Here is a 13,284-nt window from a genome sequence, read left to right on the forward strand (position 1 = left end):
CATGAGAAGAAAGATTGTAATACTAAATCAGGCTGCTAACTACTTAACCGTAGGCTTTGCTAATGCATTTAATAAAGAATTTGATGAGGTAGTTCTTGTAACGGGAAGTGTTCATGTTCAGGGAGAAGAATTAGATAATGATATAAAGATTCATTATATCAACAAGTGGCATGAGAGACCTGCGAGTAAAAAAGCATTTTCTTATCTGCTTGCCCTTTTCCGGATGTGGTGGCTATTATTGACAAAGTACAGGAAATATGAAGTTTTTTTTGTTTCAGTACCACCAATGGGGTATTTACTGAATTTAGTAGTGTTCAACAAGTTTAGTATGGTGATTTGGGATGTCTTTCCTGATGCCTTTAAAATTACAGGAATGAAAGAAAGTCATCCTGTATACCGGATATGGTCTGCTCTAAATAAAATTTCCTTTCGTAATGCGTTTCGAGTATTTACAATAAGTGAAAAAATGGCCGAATTATTAGAGCAGTATGCACCCAGTGACAAAATTATCATCCAACCAATATGGTCCATATTTCAGGAGAACAACAAGGTTGAAAAGGAGTCTAATAAATTTATTAAACAACATAACTTAAAGGATAAGTTTATTGTACAATATTCAGGTAATATAGGATTGACTCATAATGTAGAAGTATTGATTGATATTGCAGAAAGATTAAAAGAGAACAACAAAATACTTTTTCAAATAATTGGTAGAGGACCTAGAAAGCCCGTTCTTGAAAAAATGGTTAAAGAGAAGGACTTGCCAAATTGTGAGTTTTTACCCTTTCAGTCAGATGAAATGTTTCCTTACTCACTAAGCGCAGCTGATCTTGGAACAGTCATATTAGATGAAACAACAAGTAAAGGCAGTGTGCCAAGCAAATCTTATAACTTGATGAGTTATGGTGTTCCGTCCTTATATATTGCCTCAAAGGATAGTCAATTAAGCGTTTACGCAAATAAGTATAGTCATGCTAAATGCTTTTCAAAGTCTGAGTTAGATGAGGTCTCTGATTTCATAATGGAATTGAGTAATGATATTGAATTACAGAGAAGAATGTCTGAAAATGCGGTAAGGGCATCTGAAGATTTTAAGAGGTCAAACGCAGATAAATTTGTAAATAAATACTTAGATTAAGTATAATGCATATTAAAAAACAGATATTTAATCATCTGAAAAATCTTCCCGGGTGGCGAACCAAACGAAAACTGGTAGTTATTTCTGTAGATGATTATGGAAATGTTCGCCTCGATTCTAAAAAAGCCCGGGAGAATATGGATAAAGCCGGACTTAAAGTGCACTCTCGCTTTGACGCCTATGATACACTTGAAACAAGAGATGATCTGGGGGCTTTGTTTGAGGTTTTGACCTCAGTAAAAGATAAAAAGGGTAATCATGCTGTTTTTACACCCTTTGCTTTGCCCTGTAATATCAACTTTGAAGCGATGCAAGAAGAAGGGTATGAGCGCTATATTTACGAGTTGCTTCCTGAAACATATGCAAAGTTGAGTGCACTTCAACCACAAGCGTATAAAGGAACATGGGATTTGTGGAAAGAAGGAATCGAGAAAGGGCTGATGGCACCACAGTTTCATGGGAGAGAGCATTTTAATTTAAAAGTATTCGAGTCGAATTTAAATTTAGGAGACAAAAGCACTTTAGTTGCTTTAAAAAATCGTAGCTATACGAGCATAAATAACAGCTTGCATCCAAGACTCTCGTATACAGGTGCTTTTGACTTAGAAGACTTGTTGGGTTTAAAAGGGTATCATGCAATTGTTAAAGATGGAACTAGACGTTTTAATGAAGTATATGGCTATTATCCCGATTACTTCAATCCGCCAGGAGCAAGAGAACATAGTGATTTGCATGAAGCTTTACATGATTGTGGAATAAAATATATGGATGCACCACTTATTAAAAAACAGATAAAAGAGGGTGGTGGTTATTCATATGATATGTCTTATCTAGGTAAGAAAAATAAATTGGGTCAGAGGTTTCTTATCCGAAATGTGGTCTTCGAGCCAGGGTTTACGGGGGTAGAAACTGCTGTAAGTATTGCTTGGAAACAGATAAATGCGGCATTCAGACTAAACAAACCTGCTATAATCAGTAGCCATCGGGTTAACTTCTCAGGTTTAATTACAGAATCTAATAGGACGGAAAGCCTAAAAGCATTGAAGATTTTAATTGAGATGATTACTGCAAATTATCCGGAAGTCGAGTTTATATCTGCATTAGAGCTTGCTAAAATCATAACTAAAGATGGGCGATAATCCTTTATTGTATAAACTAAATAGTTTGAACTTTCCAGATGATACTGTTAGCGTAGAGCATCTTGACATTCAATTGTGGAGGCCATCTCTGTATAATTGGAAGCCACCTGGAAAAGGATGGAAATACATGATATACACAGTTTTTCATTTCATCAATGTTTTCAGGAATAATAGATACGCTGCTTTAATAATAAAGCTTAAAAAGTCCAATCAAATAGTTGCATCTCTACTAATAGTACCTACTTATTTCAAGTGGAAATTTATGAGTAATCATGATGTGCAGTTTACTTATGTTCTTGTCAACTCAAAACACAGGGGTGAAGGTCTTGGTAAGTTGCTATTAAACAGGGCAATAAGAAGTTTAACTGATTTTAAAGGAGATGTTTGGTATGTTACAACAAAAGACAATTTAAACTCACAAAGACTTGCCGAAAAATGTGGGTTTACTTTCTACCGGCTTGGTAAACGTAGCAAATTTAAAACGATTGATTAAATGAACTTTAGAAAGAAAGTTTTCTGGATAGTAGACCTTCTTAATAGAGGTGCAATAAAAAAGGGAGTAAAAAAATTAAATGATGCTTATGATATAGATATAAGGACTTTTCACTTATTATACTCTGAAGAGTCTTTAAATGCCCTTATCAATTATGCTTCCTCTAAGGTGGATTATTATCCATCGAATGGTAAGGTGTTATCAGATTTTAAATCAATTAGTAAGTTAGATATCAGAAATGAATTAAACCATTTCCTATCACCCGACTTTGTTCAGAGTGAGTTAATTGAACAAGTCACCAGTGGTTCAACTGGCGTGCCATTTACTACATACTGGAGTAGGAGGAAGAAACAGTTCAATTCTATTGATACAATCTTTTTTAATCAATTGGCTGGATATGATATTGGGATTAAATTTTATTATTTCAAGATTTGGAATGAACTAAACAGGAAGTCTTTTTTGAAAAGAAATATAGAGAATGTAGTACCTGTTGATGTTCGTGATTCGAGCGATTCTTTTTGGATTAGATTGATTCAAAATCTAAGTAACGCGAAAAGAAAGGTTTTCTTATTAGGGTATGCTAGTGCGATTGAAGAGCTTTCCAAAACTTGTGAACGTCAAGATGTTAAACTTCATTCTAAGATTCTGGGTATTATAACCATGTCAGAGGCACTACCCGACAGTGCTAAAGCTCATATGAGGCAATGGCTTTCGGAGAATGTATTTGCGAGATACTCTAATATGGAGAATGGGATAATAGCTCAACAGGTAGATGAAAGCGGTAGGTTTTTAATTAATAGTCATAGCTTTAAAGTAGAGACTTTAAAGATGGACAGTGACGAGTCAGTTTCAAAAGGAGAGATAGGAAGGATAGTGATAACTGATATTTATAATTACGCAATGCCTCTTATTCGTTATGATACAGGTGACTTAGGTCGTATCTCTTCCTGTGGTATGTATTTAGATCATATCGAGGGTCGTAAGATGGACGCAATTTACAACACAAAAGATCAATTAATAAGCTCGTTTGTTATTACCAATATGATGTGGAAGTATAAAGAGCTATTGCAGTATCAATTTGTTCAGTGTTCAAGAACATCTTATTTATTCAAACTAAACATTGGTAACAATACCTTTACGAGAGAAAAAGAATTAATTGAGGAGTTCAAAGGTTATCTTGGATATGATGCAGAAATTAAAATAGAATATGTGAAGGAAGTTCCGCTGCTTAATTCAGGAAAACGAAGAAAGGTTTTGAATTTAATGCGTAATCATAGGTGAGTTGTGAAATATTGTGATATTATATTCTCATAAAGTTCAATGTAAAGAATAAGTTCAAATTGTTAGTGAATAATCAACGAGTTTCTGTAAACTCTCCAATTGATAATTTAGTTGCTGGTAACTTGGTAGCGCCAATTGATGACAAAAAAGGGGGTATATTCGGCCTGGGAATTTATAGCGACATTACCAGAAAACCAGAATCTACACACCCAATCACAGGAGTAAAGATGATTGGATTTCAAGTGCCTATGTGGAAAGAATGTTTAAAGCTGGCATAGGTGCTGCGCAAGAACATCCAGAAAATCGTTCAATAGGATGGGCATTGATGTTACTGAAAATGAGCCCGGCTTAATTGAAGGAAATCACGATAGGTGTAAGCTAGTTTGGCAATTGCCGCTATCAAAAGGTATGAAACAAACTTTAATCAAACATTTATCAGAATTCAATAATAGAGTCTAAAGATGTACAGAAAATCACTGAAACAACTCCTCGATATCCTCATCAGTATTCTTGCTTTAATAATTTTAAGTCCTGTACTTTTATTGATTGCTGTTTTAGTCAAGACTACTTCTCCAGGTCCGGTATTCTTTAGACAGGACAGAATAGGTAAAAATCTAAAAATTTTTAGAGTTTGGAAATTTAGAACCATGACCAATGAGAAAAGAGAAGTTGGAAATAAACCATTGATCGGAAAAGTTCAGGGAGTCACAGCTGTGGGGTATTATTTAAGGAGGTACAAGCTTGATGAATTGCCTCAATTGATGAATGTAGTCCAAGGTGATATGTCTTTAATTGGCCCAAGACCGAGTGTTGCTCACCAAGTCCCTGAAATGAATGCTGTCCAAAAAAGACGATTTGAAGTATTGCCTGGCTTAACGGGTCTAGCACAAGTATCAGGTAACATTCACTTGTCATGGCCTGAGCGATACATATTTGACATCCAATATGTGGATAATGTGAGCTTTATTAATGACATCCGTATTCTTTTGCGGACAATATTTTTAATTATTCGGGGCGAAGAGTATTACATAAATAAACCTCTCAAAATCAAACTCAATGGCTAAATTGGAATTTCACAAAAATCCACGAATAGCTATAGCAGGAAGCGTCAACAGCAGTGCACGTGTTCTAAGAAAGCTTATTGAATATGAAATGAATATCCAATGGGTTTTAGGATTAGATCCAACTATTTCAAAAAATGTAAGTGGATTTAATGACCTTGGTCCAATAGCTGAGTCGGCATCCTTAGATTTTAGTTATTTTAAGAAATTGAATGATGATTGGATTCTTGACGGAATTAAGAAACGTCAGATTGATTTATTCTTTGTAATAGGACTTTCTCAGTTGGTTCGAACAAATCTCATGAATGCTCCAAAGGTTGCTTGTATAGGTTATCACCCTACTCGTTTGCCTAAGGGTAGAGGAAGAGCAGCTATAGCTTGGATTATAATGGGAAAGGTGGATGCTGCAGCGTCTTTTTTCTTGCTTGATGAAGGTACTGACAGCGGCCATATAATTGCTCAAAAACCAACTCAATTAGATGGTACAGAGTACCCAAAAGATGTAATTGATAAAATCATGGTTTCCATTGACGAAGCCATGGATGAAGTACTTCCAAATATTAAAAAAGGTTGGCTTTCGTATCACCAACAGAATGAAATTCAAGCCACATATCTTGGTAAACGTGCCCCCAGCGATGGTTATCTCGATTGGGAGCTGCCAGCAGTTGATCTACAAAGATTAATTCGTGCCGTTTCTCATCCTTTGCCTGGTGCAATTACCTTTCTAGGAGAAAAGGAAATAAAAGTCTGGCGAGCTGAAGTTTGGAATTCAGAAAATATTGTGGGAGTACCAGGACGTATCGTCAAGATTTTGGAAAATAGCTTTGTCGTATGTACAGGAGAGAAGCATCTTGAGGTTGTTGACTGGGAAGGAGTTGCGCTTTCCGAATTAATTGAAGGCCATAAGCTGGGTATCAATTGGGTTGTATTATATAGAAACTATATATCGAATAAAAAATGAAGAATATTCTAGTTGTAGCACCTCATTGTGATGATGAGGTATTAGGTTGTGGTGGCACAATTAAAAAGCTAACTAAGAAAGGACTGAATGTTATTGTTTTAATGATCACTAATGGCTTCATTGGTGCTCCTGAATTATTTAAAGAAGAAGATACTCTGAAAAATCGGCAAGAGGCAAAGGTAGCTAATGCTTATTTAGGGGTAAAGAAAGTAGTGTTTTTAGATTTTCCAGCTCCAAGACTAGATAGTATTGCGTCTTACAAATTATCTATCGCTATTTCTGAAATAATTAGAGATTATGATATTGATACGATGTATATTCCACACAAGGGAGATATACATAGGGATCATTTTGTAACACATGAGTGCAGTCTGGTTGCGGCCAGACCAATTAACAACTGTCCCGTAAAGCGTATATATTCATACGAGACTTTATCTGAAACAGAATGGGCTATGCCGAGTCAAAATGAGGCATTCATTCCAACGGTTTTTGAGAATGTGACCGATACATTTGAAGAAAAAGCGAAAAGTTTTGGGTTTTATAAGAGTCAGGTGAAAGAATACCCACATCCTCGTTCTCAAGAATCTATGCGCGCATTGGCGATGCATCGCGGTGCAACAGTAGGCTTTCATTTAGCCGAGGCGTTTATGTTAATCAGAGAAATTAAAGATTAATGAATATTTTAATTTTGGGTATTGGTGGCCCAACACCACGTTCCATAACGAAACGATTACGCAAGCTTTATCCGGAAGCAAAGCTCGTTGGAACAGATATAGAACCAAAAGCTATTGGTTTTTACATGTGTGATTTACTCGACAAGAGCATATTGATTCCACGAGCTAACTCAAGTGACTATTTTGAGGTTATCAAGAGCATTATTCGTGAAGAAAATATTGATTTGGCTTTTGTTCAGCCGGAACAAGAAGTAAAGACATGGGGAGAATATTACAACAGGCATGGGAGCTATCCATGTCCGACAATTATTCCACCTATAGAACACGTAAATGCCTTAATGGATAAGGCGGCAATGTCAGATTTATTTGAAGGAACTGATTTTATACCTGATACGATTCGTATGACTCCCCAAAATCCAAAATTTTCAGAAATTCAAGAGAAAATTGGTTACCCATGTTGGATTAGAGCATCTGTAGGCTCTGGAGGATTGGGCTCATTGAAATTGTCTCGTAAAGAAGAGTTGGAAGCATGGCTGTTCATTCATAAGGATGTCCCTGAATTTACAATAAGTGAATTTTTAAATGGTCGTCACTTAGCCAATCAAATGTTATATGTTAAAGGCAGTTGTGTTAGAAATGCAGGATTACATTGCGCAGAATATGTAATGTCTGATATTGCTCCTTCAAAAGTAACGGGGAACACTTCTTATGGCTTATTATTAAATGAAAAAAAATTACTTGAGAAATGTGAGTTAGTTATGAAAGTTGTTCAAGATAGAACAGGTGCTGAAGCTAATGGTGTCTACAGTTTCGATTTCAAAGAAGATATTGACGGGAACTTGAAGGTTACTGAGATAAATATCCGCCATATGGCTTACACTGGTATTATGGCTGAATGTGGTTTTGACCTTATCAAAGATACTGTGGATGTGTTAAAAGGTGGATTTACTATGCCTGAAAACTCTTTTCACTTCTTTGATAAAGAATATGTTTTTTTACGTGATGTTGATATTGAACCAATAATTCTGGAGAAGAAGGATTTATTGAAGTAAAGAGTAAAGTTATTAGGTTTTAAGAAAAGCTGATCGGGAGATCGGCTTTTTTGTTCTTATCGCAGCGATTTTAGAGGTCGAGGCCAAGGTCAAGGTGTTCAAATTTCACTTTAGGATTGCTTGATGTTTAAGGTGTTAAGGGGTCCCGCAGCAAGTGCGAGGATCTAAGTTCATCTAGTCTTTGACTTGCGTCAAAGAGCAAGATTCACTAAGACTAAACTCCAAAAACCGTAGTCTGATTGTGTGCTCTGCGCTTTGTCTTTTTCGTATGTTGAAACCCCTCAGCGAGTGAAAAAATAGTGTGCGATCCCGTTCCTTCCGTCACGAGGATATAAGAGCTTCTAAAATCTGACAAATGTGTCAGGTTAAGAATCTCTAATACTCCGCACATCCGCTACGTATCGCTGACTGATGAGACGGGGGCTACGTATTGGCGTTTGGGTTGATTGGGAAGTTTGGGTTCGCTTGAAGGTTTGAGTCGGAATGATAGGAGATTTGTTTCACATCAAACTATCAAACCACCAAACCTGCCAACAGCTCTAAGGCAGTACTTACCAAAACTTCCACCAGGGTTTTTTGTATTCTTCGTCTTCTTCGTAATAGCCGTAACCGTAGCCGTAACCATATCCATAACCATATCCATAACCGTAACCATATCCATATCCTGCCTGAACCTGTACATCATTGAATACGATCCCGATATTTTTGAGGTCATGGGTCTCGTAATAGTTGTTGATGAGATCTAGAAGTTCTGTTCTTGTGTAGTTTTGACGAACCATGTAAAGGTTGACGTCAGTAAGCTTCATCAATTCCAATGAGTCAGCGACTAATCCAAGAGGAGGTGTATCCATAACGATGTAATCATACTGGTTTTTTAAATCCTCCAGTAATTTAGGGAGCTCTTCTCCCATAATCAATTCACTGGGGTTTGGAGGTATTGGCCCTGCTGATATAATATCCAGATTTTGAACATGAGTTGATTGTACAATTTCGCTGGCTTCAGTATCTCCTATCAAATAGTTGGTTACTCCAATTTGGTTCGTGAGGTTAAAGTCATTGAAGATTTTTGGTTTGCGTAAGTCCATTCCGATCAAAACTGTACGTTTCCCTGAGTTTGCCAGTACACTGGCGAGATTAATTGCACAAAAGGTCTTTCCTTCGCCTCCGACAGAACTGGTGATCATGATCACATTGGATTTTTCGAGATCCTTTTTAGCCCTGTCTTTGATGAAAAACTGGAGATTAGTGCGAATAGCCCTGAAACTCTCCGATACAGAAGACTTGGGGTTGTTAGTTACCACAAGGTTTGTGTTCTTATTCGAGTGCCCGACCTGCCCGATCATGGGGAGATTAGTGGCTCTGTCGAGCTCTGCCGGACTGTTGATTTTGTTGTTGAGAAAGTGGCGGAGCACTACAAATCCAACGGGTACAATAAAGCCAAGCATAAAAGCAATAGCGAGGTTACGTCCTTTTTTAGGATAAATTGGACCTTCACCGAGATATCGAGCACGGTCGATGAAATGTGTGTCAGGTGTGTTTCCCGCTTTAGCTACGCTAGCATCAGCCAGGCGCTCGAGTAAGAATGTATATTGCTGATCTATTACCTGGTATTTCCGTTGAATGTTGATGAAACGCTGCTCCTGAACCGGTAGCTGTGCGATTTCTTTTTCCACTTTCCCCAGGCGTGATTGGATGTTTTCCATCCTTATTTCCTGAGCCTCAATTAGGTTGTTGAGGTTTTCGATGAGTGTTCTTTTCGTATCGCGAATCTGTTCGTTGATACGCTTAATGGCAGGATTTCCCTCTTCCATTGAGTATTGATAGCGCGAACGTTCAAGGCTCAACTCACTCAACTTTTGGACCAAACTAACCAACAGCGGGTCCTCAACACCTACTACAGACGGGGCTACGAGCCCACCAAAATCTGAGTTTTCATTCAAGTATTTGAGTAAGTAGTTGTAGTAATCTTCAGCAAGCTGCTGCTGATTGAGGTCTTCCTGTAGTCTGAGGAAACGCTCCATCGTACTTTGAGATTCACTGCTGATATCGATCAATTCATTTTTTTGGCGGAACTGCTCCAGGTTTTTCTGCGATTGCTGAAGACTATCACTGATTCCGGCTAACTGGTCTTCGATGAAGTCAATCGTATTTTGCGAAGTCTGGTTCTTTTGTTCCAATTCATAATCTTGCAATACTTTGATCGAGGTATTGAGATAGTCTTCAATTTTTTGTCTATTGGGGTTGCTGTAGGTCAATCGAAGTAGACTTGCATTTTCATTTTCCTGTTCAACTTTAACACCCTTCATTAAAGACGGTACAATGGTATTGTACTCCTTAAAGGAAAAATAAAAGCGATTATCATCAGAAGCAATCTGGAAATTGTTCGATTTTTTTAACTTCACTTTTAAAAATGAAAGCTCAAACCACTTTCCATATTCAATAAGCTTTGTTTCATTACTGGTTAGGCTATTTTCAACGGTAGTGTCGCGATCAGCATTGTAGAGATTAGCGTCAACATCTTTAGGTACTTCGTCTTCCCAAAATTGAAGGCGATAGCCGTTTTTCTCAGTCAGAACACGAACCTGCCCGCTAAATTGTGGGTGCTTTTTATCAAACTCGAATGTGAACGGCATGCTTTTATATCCGTCAAATGATTTGATGCGTCCTTCTTTTTTGAAATTAACCTCCAGGTTAAGACGTTTAACTACCTTTAGATTGTGTTCAAAAGACTTGAGCGTAGCAATTTTGGTTTGAATTTCATCACTGGCGCCACCCCAGTTAAAAACGAGTGACACGCTGCGAGACTGGTAGGGGTTTTTGTCCTTTTGGATATGTACGAGCGAGGAGAGTTCGTATTTTTCAGTAGTGTAGCGATTCACTAAATATGCAACCCCTAAGGCAATGATCACAGAAATAGTGATCAGCTTCCAGGCAGCCAGAATTTTAAACAGCAACTCTTTGATGTCGAGTGAATCGTCTTCTTGATGCTGCTGATGTTGCGGTTGAAAGTTGTCCTGCATATTATCTACTTAAACCAACGATTGCGACTACTAATGCTAAAGAGCTCGATACAACCCCCACGATGGTTGAAAGTGTTTGAGCACCTGTTACTCCAACTCCCCATGATTTAGCAGGAAGGGGTTCTGCGTAAAGCACATCATTGGGCTGAATGAAATAATAGGGAGAATTGATCAAATTTTTATCGAGTAGGTTTATTGTGTGAACTTTTGTGCCGGTAGGGTACTGGCGGATGAGCCGTATTTTGTCGCGATCCGCTACCATAGTAAGGTCGCCACTATTTGCGAGAGCTTCAAAGATGGTCACTTGATTTTGGAGAATTGTGTACTTTCCTGGTCTTGTAAACTCTCCAATAGTCGAATACCGAATGCCGCCTAATCTAACCTGAAGGAAATATTCTTTAAAATATTTCTGCATTTTAGTATCTAGTAATTCTTTGAGTTCCGGAATTGTCTTGCCTTCTGCTTTTACTTTCCCAATCACAGGTAGTTCGAGATTACCACTGTCTGATACCGTGTAACCTGTCATGTAGTAGATGTCTCCACCGCCACCACCGGCCATTCGAGCTGTCTGATTTGAGTTGTCGTTACCAACATCAAAGAAATTTTGAATGGCTTCTTCAGGAGAGGAGAGTTTCACATCAACAATATCATTTACCTGGAGCCTATATTGCTGTCGGTCGTAAGTAAAGGCAATAGAATCAATGGGGGGGGAGTCCTCACCAGTCTGTAAGTACACCATTTTTCTTTTGGGTACACAACTGAAAGATAAGGCCGCGAGAATCAGCAAAAGGGTTATACGATTGATTGTATTTCTCAAAGGTCGTTTATTTTGCCTCAAAAATAAGTTAATTGTGGGATGATGCAAGGGGAATTTGAAGTTTGGAGGTTTGTGGGTTTGGTGTTTGTTTTTAGCCGGCAGATCCGGATGCTGAGCGGAGCCTTGGCGGAGTCGAAGTAGAAGGAAGTTAGGAGGTTTAGGTCGAGGCCAAGGTCAAGGTCGAGAGGATTCTAATTTTGATTTGGGTTTATTGTGATGGTAAGTTGTTAATGGTTTGGAGTTGGGAGGTTTGGGGGGGAGGAGGTCAAGGGAAGTTCTAATTGTGAAGTTAAGTTGTTAAAGGTTGGTAGGTTTGGCGGTTTGTAGGTTGGGAGGTTTGTTTTAGCTAACCAGCCAACCGCTAATAAAGCATTCCGAATAGCCATAGTGGGATTCTGTTGTTGTTGCCGTTTTTTATGTCTAATGCGAGGTATGCATCTGGTAGTCCGCGGATTTGGTCATTGGTTTTTGATGGTCCGCCCACTTCAAATATGTATTGATTATTGACAAGGAAGTCTCCGTATTTAGGAGCTACAACATGTTGTGTTGCGTTGAGCTGATTGAAGAAAAAGGTTTCACGAATGTTCCCGATGTTTGCTTTTCCGGCTGAGAACAGGTGTATGAGGTTTGTGTTGTGTAGATATATTTTTTCCGGCTTTTGTAAATAGCTGATTCCTTTCGTATCGGTTTTTAGTAAATTGAGAATTTGGGCCTGGTATAAATGATCTAATAGAAGTAGAACTGTATTTCGGGTAGTATCCAGTTTTTGAGCTAGCTTATTGATGTTTGGCTTGAAGGGCACGGACTGACTGATTACATACAGTAACTTTTTCATGGTTCTGACCGTGCTGTATTTTAACTCCTCAAAAGGGGTTATGTCAGAGTCAATTACGAGGTTGAGGGTTTCTTCCAGCTTTTGCCGGTATGTTTCCTTACTTTCAAAGTAAAATGGGAAAACACCAAACTCGAGGTATTCATCAAATGTCTTTTGAAAGTTAAATTGCTCTGATATATCTGACGAGAGCTGGTGGTGTTTTTCAATAATATCATACAGTTTAATTTCCTTAAAATCGCGATTGTGTTTAAAGTTTATAAATTCCCTGAATGACATCCCGTGTAATGTGTAGAGAACCGCTCTGCGTGATAGATCTGCGTTACCTTTTTTTATATCGAGGATAGATGAGCCAGTTGCAATAATGTTGATGTCTTCATAATCATCGTACAGTTGTTTTATGTCTTTAGACCACCAGTTGTAACGATGAACTTCATCGAGTGCAAATACTCTATATCCCATTTTGTAGAGCTTTTGTACTACTTCAATGAGTCTGTTCGTTTCAAAATAAAAGTCATCTAAGCTCAAGTAGATGCTTTTATCATTTGATTCTGACAGTTTTTGGAGGACCATCGTTGTTTTTCCTGCACCTCGATATCCTTTAATGATGATGAGCTTTTGGGTCCAGTCGATTTGATTGTACAGGTAACGTTTTGATTTGGCGTTTAGCTGAGTTAGTTTCTTTTTTGATTTTTCAATTAACAGATTCATTTTTCGCTTTTACTTAAAAGCAAATTTAGTAAATGTTTTTTATAAAAAGCATTTTTGTGAATGATGTATAATTTTGAGGTCGAGGTGGAGGTCGAGGTGGAGGTT

At 37.9% G+C, this 13,284-nt stretch carries 12 protein-coding genes; 9 read left to right on the forward strand and 3 right to left on the reverse strand.

Features of this window, described 5'->3' with window-relative positions; translation table 11 throughout:
• Position 1 precedes the first annotated feature (1 nt).
• The 9 genes from F3059_RS10795 to F3059_RS10835 all read left to right on the forward strand — a co-directional run bounded on the left by F3059_RS10795 (position 2) and on the right by F3059_RS10835 (position 7,799).
• Positions 2-1,138 (forward strand): glycosyltransferase family 4 protein, encoded by a 1,137-nt coding sequence (locus F3059_RS10795; protein ID WP_151169107.1) that lies wholly within the window; start codon positions 2-4, stop codon positions 1,136-1,138.
• 5 nt (positions 1,139-1,143) lie between these two features.
• Positions 1,144-2,277, forward strand: a complete 1,134-nt coding sequence (locus F3059_RS10800; protein ID WP_151169109.1) for a hypothetical protein — start codon at positions 1,144-1,146, stop codon at positions 2,275-2,277.
• Positions 2,267-2,770, forward strand: coding sequence for a GNAT family N-acetyltransferase (locus F3059_RS10805; protein WP_151169111.1), 504 nt, complete (start codon positions 2,267-2,269; stop codon positions 2,768-2,770). The genes F3059_RS10800 and F3059_RS10805 overlap by 11 nt, the downstream gene beginning before the upstream one ends.
• On the forward strand, positions 2,771-4,051 hold the full coding sequence (locus F3059_RS10810; RefSeq protein ID WP_151169113.1) for a phenylacetate--CoA ligase family protein: 1,281 nt from the start codon (positions 2,771-2,773) through the stop codon (positions 4,049-4,051).
• Between the two features lie 29 nt (positions 4,052-4,080).
• Positions 4,081-4,329 (forward strand): sugar-transfer associated ATP-grasp domain-containing protein, encoded by a 249-nt coding sequence (locus F3059_RS13895; protein WP_223274599.1) that lies wholly within the window; start codon positions 4,081-4,083, stop codon positions 4,327-4,329.
• A 183-nt stretch (positions 4,330-4,512) separates the two neighbouring features.
• Entirely contained in the window at positions 4,513-5,115 is a 603-nt protein-coding gene (locus tag F3059_RS10820; protein ID WP_151169115.1) for a sugar transferase, read from the forward strand.
• Positions 5,108-6,073: a methionyl-tRNA formyltransferase gene (locus F3059_RS10825; RefSeq protein WP_151169117.1), complete on the forward strand. Its 966-nt coding sequence runs from the start codon at positions 5,108-5,110 to the stop codon at positions 6,071-6,073. Before F3059_RS10820 ends, F3059_RS10825 begins: the two co-directional genes overlap by 8 nt.
• On the forward strand, positions 6,070-6,747 hold the full coding sequence (locus F3059_RS10830) for a PIG-L deacetylase family protein (RefSeq protein ID WP_151169119.1): 678 nt from the start codon (positions 6,070-6,072) through the stop codon (positions 6,745-6,747). Before F3059_RS10825 ends, F3059_RS10830 begins: the two co-directional genes overlap by 4 nt.
• Positions 6,747-7,799 (forward strand): ATP-binding protein, encoded by a 1,053-nt coding sequence (locus F3059_RS10835; RefSeq protein ID WP_151169121.1) that lies wholly within the window; start codon positions 6,747-6,749, stop codon positions 7,797-7,799. Before F3059_RS10830 ends, F3059_RS10835 begins: the two co-directional genes overlap by 1 nt.
• A gap of 551 nt (positions 7,800-8,350) precedes the next feature.
• Here the strand turns inward: F3059_RS10835 and F3059_RS10840 are convergent.
• The 3 genes from F3059_RS10840 to F3059_RS10850 form a co-directional block, all read right to left on the reverse strand.
• Complete coding sequence (locus tag F3059_RS10840; RefSeq protein ID WP_151169123.1) at positions 8,351-10,819, reverse strand: GumC family protein; 2,469 nt, start codon at positions 10,817-10,819, stop codon at positions 8,351-8,353.
• Between the two features lies 1 nt (position 10,820).
• A complete protein-coding gene (locus F3059_RS10845; RefSeq protein ID WP_151169125.1) occupies positions 10,821-11,558 on the reverse strand; it encodes a polysaccharide biosynthesis/export family protein in 738 nt (245 codons plus the stop codon).
• 439 nt (positions 11,559-11,997) lie between these two features.
• A complete protein-coding gene (locus F3059_RS10850; protein WP_151169127.1) occupies positions 11,998-13,179 on the reverse strand; it encodes an ATP-binding protein in 1,182 nt (393 codons plus the stop codon).
• Between the last annotated feature and the right edge of the window lie 105 nt (positions 13,180-13,284).

This window comes from Salibacter halophilus (genome assembly GCF_008806325.1).
In the GTDB taxonomy this organism is placed as follows: domain Bacteria; phylum Bacteroidota; class Bacteroidia; order Flavobacteriales_G; family Salibacteraceae; genus Salibacter; species Salibacter halophilus.